The 23142-nt window shown below is 67.1% G+C and carries 25 protein-coding genes and 1 pseudogene; 4 read left to right on the top strand and 22 right to left on the bottom strand.

The window, feature by feature from the left end; all coding sequences use genetic code 11:
• Positions 1-15: 15 nt before the first annotated feature.
• Positions 16-255, top strand: a pseudogene (locus IG194_RS26880) (hypothetical protein); the annotation flags it as partial.
• A 49-nt stretch (positions 256-304) separates the two neighbouring features.
• On the opposite strand, the gene mobH reads toward IG194_RS26880, so the two are convergent.
• The gene (gene mobH / locus IG194_RS26885) at positions 305-2155 is read right to left on the bottom strand and encodes a MobH family relaxase (RefSeq protein WP_058489266.1); all 1851 of its coding nucleotides are present in this window, start codon (positions 2153-2155) and stop codon (positions 305-307) included.
• 315 nt (positions 2156-2470) lie between these two features.
• Here mobH and IG194_RS26890 point away from each other — a divergent pair, with 315 nt between their 5' ends.
• The 3 genes from IG194_RS26890 (at position 2471) to IG194_RS26900 (ending at position 4186) form a co-directional block, all read left to right on the top strand.
• The gene (locus tag IG194_RS26890; protein ID WP_058489267.1) at positions 2471-3097 is read left to right on the top strand and encodes a hypothetical protein; all 627 of its coding nucleotides are present in this window, start codon (positions 2471-2473) and stop codon (positions 3095-3097) included.
• A gap of 12 nt (positions 3098-3109) precedes the next feature.
• Positions 3110-3742: an RES family NAD+ phosphorylase gene (locus IG194_RS26895; protein ID WP_058489268.1), complete on the top strand. Its 633-nt coding sequence runs from the start codon at positions 3110-3112 to the stop codon at positions 3740-3742.
• Between the two features lie 84 nt (positions 3743-3826).
• Positions 3827-4186, top strand: coding sequence for a DUF3742 family protein (locus IG194_RS26900; RefSeq protein WP_058489269.1), 360 nt, complete (start codon positions 3827-3829; stop codon positions 4184-4186).
• 6 nt (positions 4187-4192) lie between these two features.
• Here IG194_RS26900 and IG194_RS26905 read toward each other — a convergent pair whose 3' ends face one another.
• The 21 genes from IG194_RS26905 to IG194_RS27005 all read right to left on the bottom strand — a co-directional run bounded on the left by IG194_RS26905 (position 4193) and on the right by IG194_RS27005 (position 23140).
• Positions 4193-5716 carry a conjugal transfer protein TraG N-terminal domain-containing protein gene (locus tag IG194_RS26905; protein WP_058489270.1) on the bottom strand — a complete coding sequence of 508 codons (1524 nt, stop codon included), beginning with the start codon at positions 5714-5716 and terminating at the stop codon, positions 4193-4195.
• A 15-nt stretch (positions 5717-5731) separates the two neighbouring features.
• Entirely contained in the window at positions 5732-6115 is a 384-nt protein-coding gene (locus IG194_RS26910) for a hypothetical protein (protein WP_058489271.1), read from the bottom strand.
• Complete coding sequence (locus IG194_RS26915) at positions 6112-7509, bottom strand: integrating conjugative element protein (RefSeq protein WP_058489272.1); 1398 nt, start codon at positions 7507-7509, stop codon at positions 6112-6114. Before IG194_RS26915 ends, IG194_RS26910 begins: the two co-directional genes overlap by 4 nt.
• 9 nt (positions 7510-7518) lie before the next feature.
• Entirely contained in the window at positions 7519-8466 is a 948-nt protein-coding gene (locus IG194_RS26920; protein ID WP_058489273.1) for a TIGR03756 family integrating conjugative element protein, read from the bottom strand.
• Complete coding sequence (locus IG194_RS26925; RefSeq protein WP_058489274.1) at positions 8463-8909, bottom strand: TIGR03757 family integrating conjugative element protein; 447 nt, start codon at positions 8907-8909, stop codon at positions 8463-8465. The genes IG194_RS26920 and IG194_RS26925 overlap by 4 nt, the downstream gene beginning before the upstream one ends.
• A 163-nt stretch (positions 8910-9072) precedes the next feature.
• A complete protein-coding gene (gene radC, locus IG194_RS26930; protein ID WP_058489275.1) occupies positions 9073-9567 on the bottom strand; it encodes a RadC family protein in 495 nt (164 codons plus the stop codon).
• A gap of 169 nt (positions 9568-9736) precedes the next feature.
• Positions 9737-10522, bottom strand: a complete 786-nt coding sequence (locus tag IG194_RS26935; RefSeq protein WP_058489276.1) for a DsbA family protein — start codon at positions 10520-10522, stop codon at positions 9737-9739.
• 13 nt (positions 10523-10535) lie between these two features.
• Entirely contained in the window at positions 10536-13403 is a 2868-nt protein-coding gene (locus IG194_RS26940) for a conjugative transfer ATPase (protein WP_058489277.1), read from the bottom strand.
• Positions 13403-13843 carry a TIGR03751 family conjugal transfer lipoprotein gene (locus tag IG194_RS26945; RefSeq protein WP_023435212.1) on the bottom strand — a complete coding sequence of 147 codons (441 nt, stop codon included), beginning with the start codon at positions 13841-13843 and terminating at the stop codon, positions 13403-13405. The genes IG194_RS26940 and IG194_RS26945 overlap by 1 nt, the downstream gene beginning before the upstream one ends.
• Positions 13824-15242 carry a TIGR03752 family integrating conjugative element protein gene (locus tag IG194_RS26950; protein WP_058489278.1) on the bottom strand — a complete coding sequence of 473 codons (1419 nt, stop codon included), beginning with the start codon at positions 15240-15242 and terminating at the stop codon, positions 13824-13826. Before IG194_RS26950 ends, IG194_RS26945 begins: the two co-directional genes overlap by 20 nt.
• A complete protein-coding gene (locus tag IG194_RS26955) occupies positions 15232-16149 on the bottom strand; it encodes a TIGR03749 family integrating conjugative element protein (protein WP_058489279.1) in 918 nt (305 codons plus the stop codon). The genes IG194_RS26950 and IG194_RS26955 overlap by 11 nt, the downstream gene beginning before the upstream one ends.
• Positions 16146-16838, bottom strand: coding sequence for a PFL_4703 family integrating conjugative element protein (locus tag IG194_RS26960; protein WP_003821110.1), 693 nt, complete (start codon positions 16836-16838; stop codon positions 16146-16148). The genes IG194_RS26955 and IG194_RS26960 overlap by 4 nt, the downstream gene beginning before the upstream one ends.
• Entirely contained in the window at positions 16835-17245 is a 411-nt protein-coding gene (locus tag IG194_RS26965; RefSeq protein ID WP_058489280.1) for a TIGR03750 family conjugal transfer protein, read from the bottom strand. Before IG194_RS26965 ends, IG194_RS26960 begins: the two co-directional genes overlap by 4 nt.
• A gap of 12 nt (positions 17246-17257) precedes the next feature.
• Entirely contained in the window at positions 17258-17617 is a 360-nt protein-coding gene (locus IG194_RS26970; RefSeq protein ID WP_023095489.1) for a TIGR03745 family integrating conjugative element membrane protein, read from the bottom strand.
• A gap of 16 nt (positions 17618-17633) precedes the next feature.
• Entirely contained in the window at positions 17634-17867 is a 234-nt protein-coding gene (locus IG194_RS26975; RefSeq protein ID WP_058489281.1) for a TIGR03758 family integrating conjugative element protein, read from the bottom strand.
• Positions 17864-18244 carry an RAQPRD family integrative conjugative element protein gene (locus IG194_RS26980; RefSeq protein ID WP_058489282.1) on the bottom strand — a complete coding sequence of 127 codons (381 nt, stop codon included), beginning with the start codon at positions 18242-18244 and terminating at the stop codon, positions 17864-17866. Before IG194_RS26980 ends, IG194_RS26975 begins: the two co-directional genes overlap by 4 nt.
• A 98-nt stretch (positions 18245-18342) precedes the next feature.
• Complete coding sequence (locus IG194_RS26985) at positions 18343-19104, bottom strand: TIGR03747 family integrating conjugative element membrane protein (protein ID WP_058489283.1); 762 nt, start codon at positions 19102-19104, stop codon at positions 18343-18345.
• Complete coding sequence (gene traD / locus IG194_RS26990) at positions 19101-21293, bottom strand: type IV conjugative transfer system coupling protein TraD (protein WP_058489284.1); 2193 nt, start codon at positions 21291-21293, stop codon at positions 19101-19103. The genes IG194_RS26985 and traD overlap by 4 nt, the downstream gene beginning before the upstream one ends.
• A 4-nt stretch (positions 21294-21297) precedes the next feature.
• Positions 21298-21846, bottom strand: a complete 549-nt coding sequence (locus IG194_RS26995) for an integrating conjugative element protein (RefSeq protein ID WP_058489285.1) — start codon at positions 21844-21846, stop codon at positions 21298-21300.
• The gene (locus IG194_RS27000) at positions 21843-22433 is read right to left on the bottom strand and encodes a transglycosylase SLT domain-containing protein (RefSeq protein WP_058489286.1); all 591 of its coding nucleotides are present in this window, start codon (positions 22431-22433) and stop codon (positions 21843-21845) included. The genes IG194_RS26995 and IG194_RS27000 overlap by 4 nt, the downstream gene beginning before the upstream one ends.
• Positions 22415-23140, bottom strand: a complete 726-nt coding sequence (locus IG194_RS27005) for a TIGR03759 family integrating conjugative element protein (protein ID WP_058489287.1) — start codon at positions 23138-23140, stop codon at positions 22415-22417. Before IG194_RS27005 ends, IG194_RS27000 begins: the two co-directional genes overlap by 19 nt.
• Positions 23141-23142: the final 2 nt, after the last annotated feature.

Raw genomic sequence — 23142 nt, forward strand, 5'->3', positions numbered from 1 at the left:
TCTTAGCACGCCATCGGCGTTGGGCATTACCCGCTTCCCGAAGAGGAGTTCGCGCTGCACATCGAGGAAGGTCGCCTAGTGCATGTGCTGGAGGACTGGTGTGAGCCGTTCTCAGGACACTTCCTGTACGACCCCGGCCACCGGCAACCGTCGCCGGCGTTTTCACTGGTGGTCGATTCGTTGCGCTACAGCGAGGAGCTGATCGGCACTCCAAAGAAGAAGGCCGAGCCGCGGAAGAAAGCAGGCGCGAAATGAGTCGGTAGCGGTTGCAGCGCGCACCGGGAACGTGGCGCTGCGGTTTTCGTCACTTCTCTTGCACCAGTGTCAGGTAAGGGTTGTTCGGCGGCGTGTCGGCGAACAGCAGGCGCGCATCGTCCAGCAGGTAGCCGTGGAGGCGGCGGGATTTGCGAGGCCCCGTCACCTCGCAGGTCCAGATGTTCAGGCCGTTGGGATGCTTGCGATGGTGTTGCAGTCGCTCGAAACGCTTCTGTACCCATTGCCAATCCTGCTGGCTTTCCTGCTTCGCCAGCGTGCCAACTTGCGGGTGCTCCTGCGCGTAACGCTGGAAGACGCCGGGGCTGACCAGGTAGGCGGTGTCGCCCACGGTATGCACGAGCGCCTTGGCGTCGTTGATGATGAGCCGCCGCGAGGCGACGCCCTGTTGCAGCCATGCCATGAAGTGCTTGCCGGATGGCTGCGCGGACGTAGGCGCGGGCGCTGGAGGCAGTGGCTTCGCCACGGACGATGCAGGAATTTCGGGGGCTGCGGCAGGCGCTTCGACCGAGACGGCTTCTGCATCCTGCCGGATGCCAGGCAAATCACCCATTCCCACCATCGCGAGCATGTCTTCCATGACATCGGGCACGGCCCGGGCAGCGGACGGGTGAACCGGGGCAGCGGCGCCGCCAGCGTCCGTCCATGGAGCGGACTGCTGCTCTTCGGCAGGAGGCGTTGCCGCGATTGCTGCCGATTGCACCGAGGCATCGGCATCTTTGTCGGCCGCTGTCGTATCGATCGCCACCGTCCCCGCGAACGGCGCCGGCCGCTCGCCAGGCTCCCAAATCAGCGCTGGTGCCAGCCGCAACAGGGTGAACGAGTGGGACCAGCCGGTCGAGCTGGTCACGGTCGCGCGCCAGATCGCCTTGCCGTCGGCCGTCGGCTGCAACATGCCGTGGTCCTGGAGCACATTGAACACCGCGGTGTTGTTCGCAGGGATGCCATCGACCCCCTGGGACAGCAGGTGCGCGCGCAGCTTGTCCGATACCGTCTTGCTCACCAGCCACAGCGCGTCCTCGGTGAGCCAGCCATCGGAGGCTTCGGGCTGGTTCAGTTTCAGCGCTTTCTTGAGCAGGTAGCGCAGCCCGTTGACCAGCTTGCGTTGGAGCGAGTGCTTGGGCGCGGCCATGGCGCGGGCCGGATCGCCGCCCAGCTCCTGGGCGACAGAGGCGCGGTCGGCCTGCACGACCAGCTCGCCCAGCACCCCGGCGTGCTCGTACTGCCCGGCCAGGACGTAGAGCAGCGGCGCCCACAGGGATGGATAGCCACTGAGCCAGTCCAGCAGATCGCGATCGAGCAGTTGCTGGTAGAGCAAGCCTGTCGCGGCGCTATGGAGCCGGTACTCGCGGTCGGGGTTGTAGCGGAAGCGGTACGGCTGACGCAGCGGGCCGTGCCACGGGTGCCAGGTGCTGCCGTCGGCCAGCTCGACGTGCAGATCGACCGCTACCTTGCCGATGTCATGGAGCAACGCGGCATAAGCGACGGCCGCAGTCCAGGCTTCGGCCTGCGCCGCCTGGTCTTCGGGGCTGGCCCCGATGGGCAGCAAATGGGACTGCCGCAGCTTCAGGCTGTAGGCGACGATTTCCAGGCCATGGTCGAGCATGCCGCCCGGATATGCGTGGTGGTGCGCTTCGGAGGCCGGGAAAGCCTGGACCAGTTCGGCGTAGCGCTCCAGTGGCGTGCGGTACAGGGTGGCGAACTGCCTGCGCGAGAGCGAGGTGCGCTGCCAGATGTGTTCCATCAGCTTCTGCCGGCGCGGGGTGGCCAGCAGCGATGCGGCCGACTCCGGCCGCATCAACCCTTTCGGGAGGCCGGTGGCGGGGGCTGGCGACGGCGCGGCAGCGACCGGGGGCCGTTTTCGCTGGAACAGGGAGAGCATGTCGGTGTCCTGATGGCGGGCCGGGCGGGAGGCCTTTTGGCCTTTTCGAGGTAGGGCCTTTCCCCTTGCGCCCCATTCCCTTGCCGTTTCGACCCTTTGGCCTTTAACCGTTTCGGTATAGCGGGACCCGGGCTGCGGCTCCAGCGTCAATGTGGAACTCGCACGAATGGATTGGACGGCGACTTGGCGCTGGCCCCGGCCTATGCTGCCGGGACGCTACACCGCCAGGTAGGCTCCCGCTCAGGCGACTAAGTTGACAAGTGCGACAAAGGCGACTAGAGTGAACCCTGTCTCAAACCTACTTGGGAGCTGACCATGCCCACTGCGATCGAGTTCATTGCCGACCGTCTGCCGCGCGTCACCGTGGAGGATGTGCGCCGTTTCGCGGATACCGTCGAAATCCGCAATGCCCCGGCTTTCGCGGCCGAGTTGCAGGCGTTCATTCATGAGCGCGTGGAAGCGGTGAAGCTGCCCGCCAACCTCGAAGGCAAAACGGTGGCGCAGGCCTTGGAGCGCAAGGCGGCCGCGCTGCGCGCCGACACGCGCTGGGCACCGACTGAAACCGACGTCCAGCGAGGCCGCGCCGTGCTGCTGGAGGCCTTCAACCAGCCGCACAACCTGCCGATCCCCGAGTACGCCAAGTTGGCGGACAAGTCGCGCCAGCAGATCTACAAGGACATTCTTGCCCGTCGCTTGCTGGCGCTGAACGTGGGAGCGCGCGGCCAGAAGCTGCCCGACTGGCAGCTCGACCCGGTGAAGCAGCAGTTGACCCAAGCCGTGCTTCAGGAGGTCGAGGGCATCGACCACTGGACGATCTACCGCGCGCTGTCCGAACCGCTCGAAGGCTTGGGCGGTCGCTCGCCGGTGGATGCGGTGACGCATGGCACGATCGATGACGTGGCCGAGGCCGTGTTCAACGTGCTGGGCGTGCAGGTGCATTGAGGCGAGACCGCCATGAACCACGAGCTGCCTTCGTTCCTGATCGATGCCGGTGAACTGCTCCAGCATGTGAGCCGCGTCGTCTATCGGGGCAGCCCGCTGTACTATGGCCACAGCAGCACGAATCGCTACGATGACCCGGCAGGGGCCTACGGCGTGCTCTACCTGGGGCGCGACCTGCCCACGGCGCTGATGGAGTCGGTGTTTCACAAGCACCAGTGGCTTGCGGACACGCAACGCTCGATCGCGCTGAAAGAAGTCCAAGCCCGGATGGTGCGCGCAGTAGGCGTGATGGACGACGTGCTTCTGGCCGATCTCACGGCGCCGGGCGTCATGGCGGGCTACTTCGGCCTGAACCTGGAGCAGTTGGCCAGCCGCGACTACACGCACACGCAGCAGGTGTCCGCCCAGGTGCATGCGATGCTCGGAGATGACGGCCAGGCGCTGTTCGACGGGGTGCTCTATCCGTCGCGCAACAACTATCCCGCCAAGAGCATCGCCCTGTTCGAGCGTGCGGGACCGAAGGTTGGCGTCATCGAGGACATCGACCTGGTGGACCATCTGGACTGGCCGCGGTTCGTTGCCACCTACCGCATTGGCGTGGAACCCGACCCCGGCCCGGTGGGGCCGGATGACGAAGCGTCCTGAAGCAGCAAGAAAACACATTGAAGCCGCAAACCGAATGAAGTGGAGCAAACTGGAATAGGCATTCCTCAGCAGCAGGAGACGACCATGAACGCGACGACCCGCACCAGCACCGCAGAACGCCTCGGCCGCGCCTTTGGCCACGGATGGCGTGCCTATGCGCGCGGCGAACGGCGGGCGTCGAACTGGTTGATCTCCAAGGGAGTGCCGGTAGCTGGCGCTGTCGTGCTCGTGTGGGTGCTCAAGCTGGCCGCGCTCGGGGTGCTGCTGTACACCACCTTCTGGCTGGCTCTGCTGCTGGTGTGCGTCATGGTCGTTGCCTGGATGGCCCGCAACGCCGACCTGGGCGAGGAGTTGCCCGAGCCAGAATGGCGAAACGGACCAGCCGGGTTCGGCCTGTACACCTACGACGGTTTTCGCATTGATCCTCATGTCGAGGACGACTAGCAATGATCACTTCTTCGACACTGCATTGATCGCGATACTTCCTCCCTTCCCACCGGCAGCCTTGGCATCGCCAGTGGCACCAGAGAGGCCTTGCAGCACGTTACCGGCGCGAACGCCCGCCCAAGCCAAGGCCATGATCCAGAAGGTAGGCAGCACGATGAACATCGTGCCCGTGATGAACATCAGGAGCATGTCACCGAAGGCGTTGTTCAACCCCACCAGCGGGTCGAAGTTGGTGTGCGGCCGGTTCCAACCGAAGCCCCAGCCATAAAGCGCGTCCAGAATCGTCGAATCGATCCAGCGTGCGAGCTGGAACCAGAAGTCCGTGAAGAACAGCGCGAACTGCACAACGCTGACGGTGACGACCGTCTTCAGGTCATAGGTGCCCACGACCAGCACGAGCGGGATGCAGATGACCAGCGCCATCTTCAGCAAGGCGAGCACCATGGGCAGGGATTGGCGCACGACGTCCATGGCGGGAAACGCAGCGATCGCGCCGACTGCCATTCCGACGTCGCCCGTGGCGCGCGTCACGATGTTCGGCAGGGTCTTGTCGATCTGGCCGCCGTAGTCCGTATAGACGCTGCCCTGGTTCAGTTTCTGCTGCCGCGGTGACGCGATGGCGCGGATCACCGAATCGTCCACCTCGGCCCGGCTCAGGAACCCGGCCCAGCCCGCCAGGCGACTCAGCAGGCTCGGGTCCACCTGACCCAGCAGGCGTGCCCGCAGGCCGTTGCTGCCACCGGCCCACCACTCCCTGCAGGTCGGATAACCGCCGCCATTGGCAACCTGCGCGAGGCCAGCATCGCGGGTGTCGTCGTAGGGCCAGGCTTCGCGCGCCGTGCTGGAGCGGTAGCTGTCGTAGTAGCCACCCGTGTCCGTGAAAAAGCGCGAGCCGATCCAGGTCACGTCGTGCATCTGCTGCTCATCGAGATCCGGGCGCTGCATGAACAGTTTGGCCCGCGCAGGCCCATAGCAATCCCGTGAGAAGTCCGCGACTTCCTGAGCCAGTACCGGGTCGTCAATGCGCGTCGCGTCGATCTCCATCCTCATCTGCCGCAGGTCCGTACCGCACGGGATCGCCGCTACCGAGGCGCTCGTGACGGCGCGCGAGAGCGCGTGCATGAAGGCCCACCAGACCGGCACCTTCGCCGACTGATTGTTGATGGTGCTGAAAGACTGCGACCAGCCGGTTTCCGTGGGCTGCGGCACGCTGACCTGGCACTGCGCCGAGCGCGAGCTGTCGTACTGGATGGTGCTGAGGTCCACGTCGATGAACGGAATGCCCGCGAACATCACCACCACGATCGCGACGAACACCCGGTTCTCGATACGGGCGGCACTCAGGACGCCTTTGTTGCCCTCGTCAGCGCCTTCCGCACGGGCCTTCAGCCACTCCTGCACGACGATGGCGACGAAAGGCAGCGCAAACACTCCGCTGGACACCAGCACGGCCCAGATGCCGTTGTTGACGATCCAGGACACGAGGGTGAGGTAGTACTCCAGATAGTCGGTCGTGAAGAGCGTCATGGCCCCGATCTCCCCTCAAGCGGCCTGCATCAACAGGCTGGTTTCCAGTGCGACGATGGCGACGACGCCGGCGACCTCGGTGCGGATCAGCCGGCGCCGTGCCTGCCCATCTGTCCCGCTTTGGTCTTCGCGGGCCAGCACCCGGCGGCGCATCCAGAACCATCCATAGGCCGTTGCCGCGTACACGCACAGCCGCCAGATGAAGAAATGCCCTGCGGAGGCCGCCAGCCACCGTTCCCAGCCTGCAACGCTGCCGACCAGGTAGATGCCCGCGACGTTCGCCCCCGCGGCGGCGGCAACGATCAGCACCAGCCACAGCAGCGTTTTCGCCGCGCGCCGGCTGAACAACCAGCGAAGACCGGCTCTACTTTGCCGCCAGGCCATGCGCCCCGGGCTCATGGCCGACTCCCCGGATTGCCCTTCTGGAGCTGGTCGAGGCGATCCGGCACAGGATCGCCCTCGTAGATGCCGCGCGAGCCGGCCGCGCGCGTGCCGTGGCGCTGAATGATCGCCATGGGCGAGTTGTTCGCCAGCTCGCGCCGCAGCTCCAGTTCGGTCTTGAGGTTGCGAATCTCGCGGTCGAGCGTGTCGCTCTCGTGGTTCACCGCCTCCACGGCAAGCTCGTTCGCCGCGACGTTGGGCTCCTTCTTGCCCGTGAGCAGCGTGCGCTGCAGCAGCAGCGCCTTCTCCAGCACGGACGCCAGCGCGACCTCGGACGCCAGGCGCTGCGACAGCAGGTGCTGGTCGGGCTCGTCGCGCAGCGCCTCGATCACGCCGCGCGTGATGGGCAGCGACGCACTGCCGGCCTCGCGCAGGTTCTCGGGCGTCGTGTTCTTGGCCTTGGTCACCAGGTCCTGGAGCGCCTGCAGCTTCGCGTCGTACTCCTCCTGGATCAGCGGCGTGAGCCCGACGCCCGGCGTCGTCTCGGTCTTGGTGCAGGCATCGCACGTGCGCTGCTCCTTCTCGCCGAGCACGCGCGTGGCCCATTCGACGGCGGCCTGCGGCGAGGCCCAGGTCTGGCACGAGAGGCTGCTGCAACTGGCCGGCGCGATAGACGAGGTGTCGGTCACGCCGCGGCCGTTGACCAGGTTGTAGCCAGCGCGGGTGACATCGCCGACGACCCTGATCGCGGGCTGGCCGGAGCCGCCCGCGTTGCTGCCCCCGACCCACGGCACGCCGTCATTGCCGCGGCGCGTCTCGGCCTGCTCGATGGCCGAGACCGCATCCGTGCTCGACACGGCATCGCGCAGCGCCAGCCCTTCGGCCATCTGGCTCCAGCCGAGCTGGCCGCCCGCCGTTTCGGCCATCTTCTCGGCCATGGCACGGCACGTCAGCTTGCTGCGGTCGAAATCCAGTCGCGCCTGCAGCACGCCATTGGTGAGCAGGTTGTACAGACCGGGATCGGCCCGCTGGATGATCAGCGCAGGCAACGATGCCACCGCACTGGTGGCACTCTGGATCACCGACGACATGATTTGCTGGAAGCCGTTGGTGATGCCGTTGAGTTGGTTCCTCAACGTGGTCTGGATGCTCATGTCGCCGCAGATCAAGTTGCTGTTCCAGCCCACGCCGACACCGAGAGAGCGCATGCCGGCCGCACGGCCCATCGACACGGCGTTGCCGCCACCGATCGAGTACATGACGTCATCGCCGATGACGCTGCCGCTGGTCTGGTATCCCAGTTGACCCCAGGCCACGCCGCTGCCCAGCGCGAGTGCGCCGGCCAGCGCCAGGACGATCTTCGTGCGACGTGCCCGGCGGCAGAGCGGATTGAATGCGGGACGGAACTTCATGGCACCACCTCAGAGGAAATCGACGCTGCCCAGGAACACCTGGCCCCGGCGTTCGCAGCAGGCATACGGCCGCCACAGCGCCCATGCGTAGTCGCCTTGCTGCGCCTGGGTAAGGAAGCCGCTGCGCGGAAAGACCGTGCAGGACGACGACAAGACGGGGGTGAGTTCTTGCCACTTGCCGGTGGAGGCATCGCCCTCCATCAGCGCGCCGGCCGGCCAGTAGCCGTCGCGGGAGTTGGCAAGCAACGGCTGATAGACGTGGATCTGCCCCCGGCGAGTGACCACATCGCCCGCACGCTGGGCTACCACTGCGCCGGCCTTGAAGTCGTCGGTCTGGTGCAGGAAGCCGCCACGGGGATACACGTTGCCCCAGAGATTCATCGTGGTACGGGCGCCGACTTCGCGCCGGCCCGGAATCAGCGCTTCCGGGTAGGCCATCTCGGGCACGTTGTAGCGCCAGGCCAGCGTATCCAGGGTGCTGAGCAAGTACGGCATGAACGCCGTGCCCGCGCCCTCACAGAAGTAGCCCGACGACGAGACGAACTGGTTGAACACCTCGACGCCAGGGTGGCCGATCACGTCGGCGTTCTTGAACTTGGCGAGGTTGTTTTCGTGATCCTCGTTCGTGGTTCCGTCGCCGCCCGCTTGGGCGGACGGGTTGGGCGTGCTCATCGCCCGGACTTCGACCCAGGGGTTCTCGCCGGTGTTGCTGTAGCTGGAGACGACTGCATCGGGAACGTAGTGGCGAACCTTGGTGGACGTGCGCACCGTGCAGCCCGTCCAGGTGCAGTAGAGCCAGTAGCAGATGCCGACGACGCGGTATTCGAGGCAGTCGGGCGATGCCACCGAGCCGATGACGGTGGCGGTGTTGAGGGCGTAGCTGCCCGTAGCGCTGAGCAGCAGCACGGATACCACGCCAGCACGGATGCGGCGCATCAGGTCGAATGGTCGGGTCACGGCTGGTTCCTCCGGTGCTGCTCGATGCCGGCGATGGCGCGAGCCACGTCCGGCTCGCCATAGACCACGTAACGCTGGTCCACCACGACTGCTGGGAGGCTGGTGACGCCCAGGCTCCATGCGTCGGTGACGCCTTGGTACGCGGAGGCGATGCGGCGCTGGAGATCGGCGCCGCCGCTGGACAGCCGGCGCTTGACGATGGCCGTTGCCTGTTCAGGATCGGTGGGTAGCTCTGCCGACAGTTCCGCTTCAATCCGGCGGGCTTCGTCCAGTTCGATCAACCGCTCGCCGCCCATGGTCTTGACCGGGTGTCGGCTGTCGGTGACGACCACCACGTCGGCGGCGAAGGTGGCCGGGCTGAAAACGGCCAGGGCGGCCGGCAGCGCCACGGCCAGGCCGAGGGTTCGCCAGCCCGACGCGAACCGGAGAAGAGATGCTGGCATGTCGCGTGCCCTTGAAGTTGATCAGAGCCGTAGTCAAACGCGAAGCCGATGCGGCCCCAACAAACAATGCGCATCGCGCACTGCCCGCATACCTGCTTGTCTCGCGCCCATGAAAAAAGCGGAGGCCGAAGCCTCCGCGTGGATTAGCAAGCCGATGCCGTCGCTACAGCAAGCCGGATTCCGCGAACGAGTACGGCGTGCCTTGGCCAACGATGATGTGGTCCAACACTCGCACGTCGATGAGCGCCAACGCGGCCTTCAGTCGGTCGGTCAAAACGCGATCCGCGCTTGACGGCTCAGTGCATCCCGACGGATGCTGATGCGAAAAAATCACCGCGCCGGCATTCAGCTCCAATGCCCGCTGCACGACCACTCGCGGATAAACCGCGGTCGCATCGAGCGTGCCTTTGAACATCGGCTCGTAGGCCAACACCCGGTGCTTAGTGTTCATGAACACGATGGCGAACACTTCGTTCGGTTCTGCGACGAGTTTCAGACGCAGGTAGTCCTTTGCGGCCTGTGGCTGGTCAAGAAGCGGCCCGGCCTTGAAAACACGTTTTTCCAGCAGCACGATGGCTTGTTGGATGATCCAGTCATCGGATTGGGACGTTGGGGTAAAACGTGGCTCCACGCAGGAGTCATTGACGACGAGAGACATGGCGAACCTCCAGAATGTGAACGGAGGACGCCGCCCTGGGAGGGCAAGCCCTCCTGGGGATGGAAACAGCATCCACCACCGCGCAGCGGTGATTGTTCGCAGGCAGGATGCGGAGCGAACGGGTCGCGGTCAGCGCGGCAAGCCGCGCCGTAGCCTCCAAGACCGAGGGCTACCTGGGCATGTCGCCGACAACGTCGGCAGGCATTTCGGATGTGGGGGTGGCGAGCGAAGCCGCCGCGTCGCTGGTCGAGTCCTCGGCTGCCAGCATGTCCATGGCCGAGAGCAAGGCATCACCCTCGATAGGCCCCTGCAGCAGGATGGCCTGGCCCGTCTGGCGATCGAGCAGTCGCAGCGACGGCGTGGCGGTCACGCCGCTCTTGGTGGCTTCCGCGGCCTGCGCGCGGATGGCCACGTTGGGGCGCTCGCTCGCCATGCACTGTTCGATGGCTGACGTTGTTTCGGGATAACGCAAGTCATCGGGCAAGCCCTGGCCGTCGCTGCGCGTGTGGGCATAGACCCATTCGACCGCCTGCCAGAACGCCGCATCCCCGCCAGCTTCGGCAGCGCACTCGGCCAGACGAGCCTCGGCCGACGCGGCTGGCTCGTGCGCCGCCAGCGGCTGGTGATGCCATTGCAGTGCGACGTCGGTGTTGTTGCCGACCCACCGCTTGAGCTGCGGGAAGTACTCCCGGCAGAACGGACATTCCAGGTCGGCATAGAGCGTCAGCGTGAAGCGGCCTTCCGGGTTGCCCATCTGCCAGGGTGGCCCAGCGACCTGCGCCGTGCCGACCGGCGCGGGCGACGGCGCTGAGGATTCGCCGGGCGTCCGGGACACCAGCCAGATCAGCAGCAGCGCGACCAGCGCAGCAGCCAATACCCAGGGCCAGCGAGGCCGCCAGCGGCGACGGCGGAACGCCTGGACCTGCATCGGGATGGAAGGACGTTTCTGTTCCATGGCGTTCTCCGGCTTACGACAGTTCCAGGGCCGGCGACTCGATGCCGCGGGCCTGGTCGATCTTCTCGGCCACCTTGAACGCCGCTTCCAGTTCGGTGCAGCCGTACTGCTGCATGAGCTGGTAGCGTTCGGCCTTCTCCTCGGGTTCTGTCTGGGCGAGGGCGAGGTACAGGCTCGGTGGCACGGCGCGGAACAGCACTTCCATGCTCTTGGAGAGGATGACGCCTTCGGTGAATTTCCCCGCCTCTTTGCGCGCCGAAAGCATCAGCGCCTTCTGCGCGGGCGAGAGTTCGCGGAACCGCGCGATCTTCTCGACTTCATCGGGCGGCATGCTGAGACAAATCCACCACTCGATCATGTTGAGCATGGGCTCCGCGGCGCGCGGCAAGTCGTCGATGTTCTGCGTCGCGAGCCAGAACCAGGCCCCCAATTTCCTCCACATCTTTGTAATTTTCACGACGTAGGGCGCGAGCAGCGGGTTCTTCGTGATGATGTGGCCTTCGTCGGTGACGTTGATGATCGGGCGGCCCAGGTACTGGTCGCGCTCGGCGATGTTGTTCACCGTGCTGATCAGGCTGATGTAGGCGATGGAGAGCTGGGCGTTGTAGCCCTCGCGGGCGTAGGTCGCCAGATCGACCAGGGTGATGTCGGCTTCGGGCCACGGCGTGCCGTCGCGGTCGAACATCTCGCCGTCCGTGCCTTGGCAGAACATATCCATCGCGTCCGCCATCTCCAGCAGCCGCACGCGCCGCATTTCGGGCAGCGTCGGGTCCTGGCCGCGGGTGCGCAGCGCGTTGCGCACGTCGCGCGTGAGCACCGTGCGCTTCTCGGCCACGCAGTGCTCGGCGGCGTCAAGGATGCACTGGCGGATCAGCGAGCGGTCGGCCCGCGTCATCCGGGCTTCTTCCTTGTCCTCGCCGCCCGTGATCATCAGCCGCGCCGTGATCTCCAGTTCGCCGAGCACGTCGCGCTGCTCGTCCGCCTCCATGGCCGAGGCGTCCGGGGGCAGGTCCTCGTCCAGCGCATCGGCATCGAGGGTCTGCACGTCGCTCGGCGTTTCGATCAGCCGGCGTGCATCGGCGAACGGCGCGAGGCTGATGCCCGAGCCAGGGGACAGCTTGACCCGGTTCACCGTCAGCCCGAGCCTGCGCGCGAAATCGCTGAACAGGCCGAAGCTGTTGCCGGCCTCCACGATGAACAGCCGCGGGCGGTAGATCGCCGTGACCTGGTTCAAGAGGTTGTTGAGCGTCGCTGACTTGCCCGAGCCGGTAGGGCCGAACAGGAACAGATGGGCGTTCATCTGCCGATCCAGGCGATTGAGCGGATCGAAGGTGATCGGGCCGCCACCACGGTTGAACATCGTGATGCCGGGGTGCCCCGTACCCTGGGCGCGGCCCCACACCGGCGACACGTTCGCGATGTGCTGCGCGAACATCAGTTGGGTGTACCACCTGCGCCGATCCTGGCCCGGGTTGTAGCAACACGGCAGCCAGCGCAAGTAGCTGTTGAGCGGTGCCACCTCGTCGTCCTCGCGCACCGGCTGCAAGCCGGCATTGAGCATCACGTTCGCCAGGTCCAGGCCGCGCCGGTCCAGTTCCGCTTCGTCGCGTCCGCGCAGGTAGAACGCCAGCGTCCCCCGGTAGAGCTTGTGCGCGCTGCCGATGAGGGAGCGGGCTTCCTGCACGTCCTTGAGCGTCTGCTCCGACGCCAACGTCTCGCCCACGGCCTTCTTCGCCAGGTGGTTGAGATCCGCTTCCAGGACATCCTGCGGCGTGGCGACCATGGTGAGACACATCAAGGTGTCTTCCGGCATCTGGTCGAACAGGGTGTTGATCGCATCGCCCTTGCGGGTTTCGCCGGTCAGGTGCCCAGTGGCAGGCGGCATGCGCAGCCGGTCGGTGATCAGCACGCGGTGCGGCATGCCGTCGAAGTACCAGGTGCCATGCTCCACGTCGGAGCGTGGCTGGCCGAAGAACAACCGCTGGCTGAAATCCCGCCCGCTCGCCAGTTCGATTTCGCCGTCCTCGGCCTCGTCGGGGTAGCGCGCCAGCGCGTAGAAGCGCTCCCGGTCCTCTGCACTCGGCCCAAGCATCGCGGGGCGCGGATTGAACCACCGCAGCAGCCAGTCGTGAACGTCGGCCGCGACCATGCGCCGTGCCTGGATGCCGGCGTTCGCCAAGCCGCCGCACAGGCGGTCGCAGACGATGTTCAGCATCTGCTCGGGCGTCTGGCCGCGGCGGCTTGCCTGCCCGGTGGCACGGCGATAGATGATCATGCGCACCCGCCGCGTCTGGCCGCGCCAGCGCAGCCGCGTGACCACCGTGTCCTCGAACAGGCCGCCCGGCTTGGCGACCGCGCGCAGGTGGTGGCCGAAGAAGCGCAGGTAGAACTCGGTGAGCGCGGTACCGCAGGCGCGCGGCTGCACGTAGTCGCGCAGGGTCTGCATGTACTGGTCGAAGCTGGGCTCGTCCTGGGCGTAGAGCTGGAGCACCCAGGGGTTTTCGTCCAGCTCATCGAACGAGTCCTGAAGCGCGTTCTCCAAGGCATCGCGGGCATGCGCGAGCCAGCCGGGTTCCCGGCCCTCGGTGCCCAGCGGCACCAGTTCGTAGAAGGCCGCCACCGACTGCCCATCCTCCAGCAGCATGGACTTCGACTGCGGCAGGAACTCCACCCAAGGCAGCAGTTCCGCAAACGACGGCGCGACGTCGTACAGCGCCTTCTCGTCGGCGACGGTTGCCGGCCTGCGGCCCTGGACCGCTGCACCAGGTTCGGGGATACCGGCCTGGCGCAAGGCATCGACGTGGCGCTGCCAACCGTCCGGCTGCTCGTCGTCGCTGGCGCTGGATGTGGCCAGCTTCGGCCAGGGAAGTTTCCAGCGCATCAGTAGTCCTCCACGCGCTCGCCTGGCATGGCGTACTGCACGCGCTGGTACAGGGGGAAGACCGTCGTGTAGCCCGGTACAGGTACAGGGTCCGAGCCCGCCAAGTGCGGATACACGTACATGACGAGATCGGGATTCGGCAGCCGGTGGAACTGGCGATAGACCTCGTTGCGCGCGGTGCGCGTGTAGCGCGTCTGCTCGGCGGGCGCGGCCTGCACGTCGGCCTCGGTCAGCGGCCGGCGCAGGCTCTGGCGGGCATCGAGCAATTGCCGGCGTGCCGCCTGGCCGGCGCTCCCGCCGCCGTCGCCGGCGTTCTGCTGCCAGATGTCCATCATCGTGCTGTCGCCGTGGGGCAGCAGCTTTTCCTTGCTGGTGGCGCAGCCGCCGAGCACCGCGACGGCGAGGGCCAGCGCCAGGCCCCTATTCAAGTTCGAGAGCATGGCTTTCTCCTGCGCGGTGATCGACCTTGCGGCCTTCCGGATCGAAGTCGATGGCGAGCGGCTTTTCGAGGTGGACGGCGACCTTCGCGCCGGGCTGGACATAGACGGCCGCGAACGCCTGCCCGTACAGCTTGTTCACCCAGTCCGCCATGTCGCGCACGCCACCGGCCAGGATGCGGCCCACGGCCTCGTTGCCCGAGATGCCGACGCTGCCGATGGAGCCGTCGGCGCCGACGTAGGACATCTGGCCGCTGTCGCTGTCGATCAGCGAGGCCACGCCGGCGCCGGCCGCGGTGATCAGGGCCTGCGAGCCGAGGTACTGCTGGGCGTTGCTGCGCCGCTCGCCGCTGACGCAAGGGATGCCATAGGGATCGCTGATCCAGCCCAGGCCGTCGCGCTGCTGGTTGTTCTGCTGGTTGCCGTCGCGGTCTTCGGGGATGGTGCGGATCGTGCCGTCGTGGAAGACGAAGGTGATGCTGCGCACCTGACCGCGCACGCACGAAAGCGTCCAGTCGCCCGATGCGGTTCCGCTGAACACGGCGCCGGCCACGTCGGGAATGTCGATGCCATTGGCGGTCAGGTTGTCCGGCCCGACCAGTACCTTGAAGGGGTACGGATCGTTCACCGTCCCGTCGATCGGAACACGACCGATCAGCGCCGTCATCGCGACCGACCCCATCAGCGTCGAGTTGGTCGGCACGGTATAAACCGGCGTGGCGCTCTTGACGCCTGCCGCGCGTGCGCCGGCGTTCGCCACGGTTTCCGCGGTCGTTTCCAGCGTGCTTTGCGCCGGGCCGAAGCTCGTCGGGAAGCTCATGCCGCTGCCCGCGCCACGACTGCCGTTGCGTCCCTCGGTCTTCTTCGCGTCGTCCGGCTCGACCCAGCGCATGCCGCCTTCCATGCCGGCCTCGTCGCCATCGCGCAGCCCCAGGCCCACGGGCAGATCGGCATGGCCGCCGCCGCGCCCGCCGATGCTGTCCAGACGCCGCTGCAGGTCGGCGAGCAGCCCTTCGGTCTGCTGGCGCGCGCTGGCCGCCTGTTCCTGGTCGCGGCGCAGGTTGGAGCGCTCGGATTCGAGGGCCGAATTGATGCGCTGGTCGATGGAGTTCTCGCGCTGGCGCAGGCGCTGGTTTTCCTCGCGCTGCGACTTGTTGTCGGTCAGCGCGGTCTGAAGCTCGGTGCGCAACTGCTTCACCTGGGCGACGAGCGTTGCCACGGTGTCGCGCGGGGTATCGCCTTCGATGCCCAACGCCTTCATTTCCTCGGGCGTGAGCTTGGAACCGGCATCCGCGGCGGGCGGTGCCGACGTGCTTCCGCCGGAGAACAGCCGGATGGCAACGAACAGCACCAGCAAGGCGACCGGGATCATCAGCCACTTGAGCAAGCCGTTACTGCGCATGGCGGGTCTCCTTGCCGTCGTCGGCTTCCGCTTCCGGCTGCGGCAGATGCACGGCCGGGTCGAAGCGGTGGATCGCCGGCAGCAGCGATTGCGCGAGGCCGTGCCCGCGCGTCACCAGGTACAGGACGGTCGTGTCCTCGGGCGTCCCGCGGGGGCCGAGCGCTTCGTGCTGGAAGGTGGCGGTGAGGAAATCGCCTTGCAGCACGCGCGGGTCGAGCGTGACCCAGCCGCTGCTGCTGTTGGTCAGACGCACGGCGGTGACCCACTGGTCTTCCAGGCGCCACGACGCGAGCGCGACCGCGCGCACCGGCAGCGTCGGCATCAGCGTGTCGAGGTCGAGGTCGCGGCGCAGGTTCACCCGCATGACGCCGGGCAGCGGCTCCACGGTGCGCAGGGGCGCGTAGAGGTTCTGCGCGGCGAAGCGCGTCAGGACGACCGGCACCGGGGTTTCGCGCCGGGTCGCCCGCGTACCTGCCTGGTCCTGGGCGCGTGCGGGGACCTCATCGGCACCGCCTGCCAGATCGCCGTAGCGCGCCGGGGTGCTGCTGCCCTCGACGATACGCACCGGCTCCAGTTCGGCTTCGCCGTCCTTGGGCGGTTCGGCCGCAATGTCGAGCAGGATCAGTGCGCCGGTATCGGCGTCCTGCAATTGCAGCCGCGTGGGCTCGATCGGCTCGCTGGCGCGCAGGTACACCGCGCCACCCGCGCTCTGCACGCGCAGGCGTTCGCCCACGCCCGCAGGCACGCCCACGCGGACGTTCCGATCGATGAACACGATGCGCTCCTGGCCGACCTTCAGCGGCACCGCCAGCGGCATGCGTTCCCAGCGCAGAATCTCCACAGCATGGGAGACGGGTGCCGCGGCCGCGGCCAGCAGCCCCAGCAGCACGAGTACAGGATGCTTCATGGGGTGTTTCCTCCTTGGGGCGCTTGCGGAGACAGGCCGCCAGGCGCCGGGCGCGTCGGCTCCGGGGCGCTGATGCGCTGGGGCGCACCGTCGTAGCAGTCCAGCGCCAGGCCGAACGGGTTGCGGGCGGGATCGACGTCCACCCTCGTGACTTTCACCGGGTAGCGCACGAGCGCGCGCTTGACCTGCTCGGCGCCGTAGTACTCGTCGGCGGTGATGTCGAGCGTCACCACCCAGTCGCGGTCGGAGACCACGCGCACGCGCGCCGTGGGGTCGTCGCCGTAGCCGCGGCCGGGGATTTCGTAGATGCCGCGCACGCGCTGGCGCAGCTCGCCCGTGCTGCGACGGTAGTCGTAGTCCGCGCGCAGGAAGGCCTGGCAGGACGGGGTAAGGTACGGCGAGAGCGTGTGGAGGTTGCGCGGATAGTCCTCTTCGCCGTTCGTCGGCCAGCGGTTCAGGGTCTGGAACACGTAGAACGTGAACGCATAGACCGATTCGGGCGGTACTTCCCACCACTTGCGGGTACTGCCGGAGCGCAGGTCGGGCGGGACGTGGATGGTCAGGTCGCGCGGCGCGCTCCACCATCCACCGCCCATGACCAGGGCGACGATGACAAGCGCGCCAGCACCCAGGCGAAGCGTCTTGATGTGCGCCTGCAGGTGGGTGATCTCGTTCTTGAAGCGGCTCATCGTGTCCCCCTTGAGGCAGACCTTCGGGTGGACCAGAAGCCAGAGCGCGAGATCAGCACGTGGCCGCCTACCCAGCCCGCCATCAGCGGATGGCGCGTGGCGATGCGCCATTGCAGTTGCCGGTACAGCCAGGTATCGGGACGCCCGCGCTTGAGCCGGCGCAGGATGCCGCCGCCGATGAAGACGCCCAGGGCCACGCCCAGGACGACGAACGTCGGCGCGATGGCGATCGTGCGGAACACCCAGGACAGCGGCGCGCCGACCAGCAGGCCGGCGGCGCCGGACAGGCCGCAGCAGATCCACAGTTCGTCGGCGGTGAGGCCGCGCACGACAACGGGATGGCGGTTGAGCCGGTGCGGAAGGAACGTGACCGTCCCGTCCGCACGGACGTGCTGCTGCTCGGACATACCGGCCTCGCCTTACAGGATGCCGGTGGCTTCGGTGAGCAGCCAGATGCCGATCACCAGCAGCACGGCACCGATCGCGACGGTGAGGCCGAACTGGCCCCAGGTCTTGCGGCCGGTGTGGATTTCCGCGTAGGTGCCGTAGGCGTGGTAGCAGACGCCGATGAACATCGACGCCACGACCAGGAGGGCCACGAGCATGATGATGTCGTAGCCGTAGTTCCTGATCGTTTCCATGATGCCGTTGCCGGTGCCGCGGGTCGGGTTTTCCAACTGCGGCAAGCCTTGCGCGAACGATAGCGCGGGCAGCGCGGCGGCGCCCAGTGCCACAGCGGCGCGCTGGGCAAGACGGGAATGGAGGATGCGGTTTTGCATGGTCGTGCCTTTCAGGTCAGGAGAGGAGGAAGAAGCTCAGGACGAGGTACATCGCGACGAAGCGGATGCAGACGCCGAGGAACTGGCGCTGGTTGAGGCGGCTCTCGGCCCACCCCACGTAGGCCGTTCGGATGGCCCAGACGCCCCACACGAGCAGGACCGCGAACACGACGCCGACCAGGACGGTCGCCATCGCCGAAGGCGCGATGCCGCTGTTGGCTTGAAATGCCGAGACCTGGGCGCCGTTCATTGCTTAGCTTCCGTAGTCGTCGGCGATGGCGAAGCGGACCGCTCGGTGCGGTAGTCGCCGGCCAGTTCGGAGGGGTCGCGCGGCTGGGCACGCGACGGTGTGAGATGGGCCTGGATGCCGGCGCGCACGCGCGCCAGGTCAGTCAGTAACCGCGGGTAATCGAAGTGGTAGCGCTCGCCCGGCTGGATGGGGGTATGCGCGGCGCTGTCGGCGACGGTGCGCTCCAGGGCGTCGAGCTGGCGCAGCGCGGCGACCAGCTCCTGGCGCTGTGCGGGGGACTCGGCCAACGCCATGGGGGACTGCCCCAGCAGGAGGGCCGTCATGAGAAAAATGGGCACGCCGCGATGCGCGGCGCGCAGCCAGATCGGAGCCAACATCGCGCCATTCCTGTGTGATCAGCAATGGCTTGATCGTGGGCAGCGAGGGGCTTTTAGGCCGCAAACAATAGGAACTCGCGCATGCCCGGATTGATGGCCTAGAGGTACTTCTTGAAGCTGCCTGCGGTCAGGCTCACGGCCAGTCCCAGCAAGGCGGCGCTGGGTAGCAGGATCAGCAGTGGATGCACCGAGATCGGCAGTGCCAGGTACGTGACCCACGGCAGCACGGCCAGCGGCATCAAGCTGGCTTTCGCGCGGTGGTAGATGAAGCCGGATTCCCGGCCCGCGCCGAACCGGCGCACGTCGCGCCGCACCAGGCCGTCGATCAGGCCGACAAATGCCGCGGTGAGGATCAGCGGGAGCGTGAGCACCAGGACAAGCAGGCGCACAAGGAACGTGAGCGTCGTGAAGGCCGCGGCGATCAGGTAGCTCTCGGTCCAGACATAGACCTGGCTGATGTAGTAGCGGAAGTTGCGCCCCCCACCCTGATCCTTCCCCTGGCTGGGCGCGCGGGCACGTTCGGCGGTCTGGCTCATGCGCTCCAGCAGCCCGGAGCGCACGAACACCCATTCGTAGCCGGTGTCCACCAGCGCGTGCGCCGTGCGGCCCGGTTCCTGCACGACCACGCTGCGTGTGAAGTGGCTGGACAGGTGCCCCAGTTCGTACTGCAACATCTGCTGCGAGTGCCGCCAGCCCTGGTCCTTCCAGAACAGGTGCATGCCGATGCACTCGATCACGATCGAGAACAGCAGCGAGCCGATCAGCACCCCGAGCAGCCGGAACGGCAAGGTGATGGTGCCGACGATCAGGCCCTGGCGCTGGTTCTGCTCCCGTTGCGCAGTCGAGGCGGCGTCCTTCATGGCGAGGCCTCGTTTCCGATGTCCTCGTCGCTGGCGGTGGCTACCGCGGTAGGTTCGGCCGCAGCGGCGTCATCCAGCAGGTCGTCGGGCAAGCCCCTGTCCTGCAAGGCCGGGGAGCTGGTGAACTCCCACCACTGCGTCGCTTCGCTGTAGCTCTGGCGCATGTACCCGGCCAGTTGCTGCAAGTCCGCCGGCATCACCTCGTCCGGGTCCGGCGCTGGCAGCGGCATGCGCACTTTCCAAAGCTGGCCGCCCTGCAGCAGCGCGAAGCACTGGCCCTTGGGCAGGCCGACGACATGCGACGGCTCGATCATCGGCACGCTGGACATGCTGATGCGGTCCTGGGTGTTCGACGTGAAATCCGTCGCCCCGCGAATGTCCGAGCTGTCGGTCGCGCCGCTCACGATGGTAGTCGTATAGACCTCGACCTTCGGCAGTTGCCTCGTCAGCAGTTCGGCGGTCGCCGTCTCCCTGACCCTCAACATGAACAAGTTGTTGAAGTTGCCGATGACCTGACCGGCCTTGGCGCGGTTGCCGATGCGGGCCTCGATGTCCGAGAGCGTCTGCGTGTACGCGGTAACTTGCAGGCCGGCACCGCCGCCCTTGTTGATGAGCGGGATGAACTCGTCACCCATCAACTCGTTGAACTCGTCGGCATGAACATTGATCGGTACGCGCGATCCTGCCGAAGCGCCGGGCAGACCGTCGTCGATCCCGTGCTTGTAGATGTGCCCAGCGACCGACACGAGATCACTGAACATCGAGTTGCCGACCGCTGCGGCGACTTCGGCATCGGACAGCGCATCCAGACCCACATAGACCACGGCACGCTTTCTGATGACCTGCATCCAGTCGAAGATCGGGCGCGGGTCGCCCAGGTCGGAGTAGTTCGGGGCCAGGAGCTGGGCGATCTTGCCGCTGGTGAGCTTCTCCAGCAGGGGTAAGAGACTGGCGACGATTTTGTCGAAATAGGTCTTGTCGTATCGGACAGCCGAGCGCAGGCCATCCAGCACGGGGTCGTAGTTGCGCGCCTGCGAGAGGTACTGCTCCAGCGCCACCACGCGCTTCTCGCGCCCGATCATGTTGCGCGGGATGTTTTTCTCGTTGAGCTTGGCCTCGATCTGGACGATCACCTCCCAGGCCTTGGGCTCCGTCTTCGCGAAGAAATGCTGGGCGTACTCGATGAACAGCGCGTCGATGTTGATGACGTGCCGCTGGATCAGCATGTAGTCCGGGCGCTGTCCCAGTTCCACCAACGCGCGCGCAATGATGTTGACGAAGCGCCAGGCGAACTCGCGGAACGCCGCGCTGTTGCCCTCGCCGGAAAGCTGCCCCGCAACGCGGGTGGCGACTTCCGATATGCGCCCGAATCGCCCCACGGCGTTGTAGCGCGCGGAGATGTCTGGCCATCCCAGGTGGAAGACGTAGAACTCCCCCTCACGGCCCGCACGCTTGGCCTCGATATACATCCGCTTGAGCAGGTCTGCGTCCCCTTTGGGGTCGATGACGATCACGACTTCGTGTTCGCCCGCAGCGTTTCGTCGCCTGATGTCTTGGGTCACGAACAATTCGGCCAGCCGTGTCTTGCCCACGCGTGTGGTGCCCAGCACCAGGGAGTGCCCGACACGCTCGCCCAGCGGCAGGCCGACGTCCACCTCATCAGGTTCGATGCCATGCAGACGTGGCAGGCCTCCGACGGGCGGCAGCGGGCGCATGGGATTGAACGGCACATCCCAGCCGGTCAGCTTTGCCAGGCGCGAGAGCGGGAACGGCGCAAACTCCAGCCGTTCCTCCAGCCGCCGCGCCAGCCGGTAGGCCGACCTCGGCTCGACATAGTGGCGAAACTCCGGCCGGTACGTCTGCACCAGCCTATGGGTGTGCTTCTGCTCCCACAGGAAGCCGCGCCCGACAAAGAGCCGCTGCTGGCTGACCGGCACGTCCTTGCTGGTCATCACGTAGCGCGGCAGACGCCGGATGTTGCGCCGGTAGCGCAGGATGACGCGGGCATCGCGGTAGCGGATCGCGCCGTAGGCGCCGAACGCCAGCGCACTGCCGATGCCCATGACGGGACTCAGCGCGAGCGACCATGGGGCCACCAAGGACAGAAACGCGGCGCCTGCACACGCTGCGACGGTGTATAGCTCCACCGCTGGGCGAAGCAGGACCTCGACTGGTTGTTTCCCCGACATGGCTTCATTGCTCGATGCCGGTGGCAGTGATCAGCGCGGGGTAGTGCCGCAGGCCCAGACGCTCGGCCAGGTCGTCGCCGGATACCGGTGCGAGCGGCACGCCGGGCACCAGGGCACGTAGCCGTTCCAGGGCCTGCATGGTATCCACGTTGACCACCAGGCCGACCGCGCCGCGCTCACGCAGCGATGTTGCGTGGCGGTCCAGCCAGGCTTGAGATGCCTCGTCGTCGCCAACGACCACGAAAGGCCGCAGACCCGGAGCCTCGATGACCCGCCGCGCGACGGTGCCGGGCGTGAGCTGGGCGCTGCGCACCGGCAGCATCGCGGCCTCGTCCGCCGGCGTGGCGGGAACCTGGGGCGTCGGGATAGGCGGCCGGGCCGGCGCGTTGGCACGCGGCTGGAGGTTCAGGGCTTCGTAGTACGGCAGCGCCGACGCGCCGCCACGGTCTTCGACCACGATCAGCGGCTCGCCGGCAAGCGAGGCCAGCGGCAGACCCGCCAGCAGTACGAGCAGACCCTTCACCGAGAGATGGGCCAGATGGGATGTCGTCATGGGGATGTCTCCTGGCGCGCCGCGAGGACCGCGCCGGTTGGGCGCGCGCCCTGCACGCGGGCAAGGTGGCGGGATACGCTGCGCCGGTAGCGGGCGGCAGGCTCGCCCCCGGCAGGACGGTGGTAGCGGCCGATCGCCAGCAACCAGTCCTCGCCGGGGGCATGCTGCTCGCGCAGGATCTCGGCAGCGATGGCGAGGTTCCGGTACGGGTCGAGCAAGTCGCAGGCGCTGGCGTAGCGCTGCTGGTGGTAGCCGAGGTTGATCTGGCCCAGGCCCGCGTCGATGCGCGTGTGCGGCGTGGAGCGCATCGCCCGCTGCAAGCCCGCGCAGGCATCGGAACGGGTCGCATAGCGGCGCGACTGGCCGGCGACATTGAGCGACCACGGCCACGGGACGATGCGCCCGTTGCGCCGGATGCCGCTCTCCTGCAGCGCCACCGCGTAGAGCACCGTCGAGGGGATGCCTGCGCGCTGTGCGGCGAGCTGGTAGGCCGGTGGCGGAACCTCCTGGGCCTGGGCGACGCAGGCGAACAGGCCAGCGGCGAGCACCAGTGCGCGCAGGAGTGCGGCTATGGCTGGCGCTGCCATTGGCCGTTCACCTCGCGCACGACCGCGGGCAGATCGCCGGGCACCCCCAAGGTCAACCAGCGGCCGCCGTCGTGGTTGAGCGTGATGCTGCCGCTGCGCACGCGCGTCGGATCGACGTTCGCGCGCTTGGCCCAGTCGCGGATGCGCGCGTCGTCCTGGCGGCTGCCGACCATGTACAGGTCGAATTCGGCGCCCGCCGATTGCAGGCGCTGCACGAGCTGGCCGCAGGCCACGCAGCCGTCCTTGACGAACACCGCCGTGCGGCCGGAGCCGCGCGTGGTTCCGGCGACCGGCTTGTCGTCCGGCAGGTTCACTCGCTGCATGCCAGGGTTCAGGCGCTGCCAGGCCTCGTCGTAGGCGCGCTGATAGGCAAGCAGCTTCTCGACGCGGCGCGCTTCGACCTGCACCTGCAGTTCTGCGTAGCGGCGCCGTTCCTCGTCGGTGCGGGCCTCGATGCCCAAGGCTGAAAGCGGGTCCAGGTTGGGCGAGTAGATGCCCAGCGGCCCGTCCATCAGTTCGCGGTAGCGTGCCCATTCCTGCGGTTGCAGGCCCCAGTCGCTCGCCACCCGGTCGTCCAGGATGCGGGCGGCCAGCGGGCGCTCCTGGCTCTGCGCATTGCGGGCGGGAGCCGTGGCGGGCTGCTGCGCCCAGGCGGGCCACTGGGCGGACGCCAGCAGGAGCGCGGAAAGGATGATCGATGGCTTCATGT

The sequence above is a fragment of the Pseudomonas sp. ADPe genome (genome assembly GCF_014843515.1).
Lineage (GTDB): Bacteria > Pseudomonadota > Gammaproteobacteria > Pseudomonadales > Pseudomonadaceae > Pseudomonas > Pseudomonas citronellolis.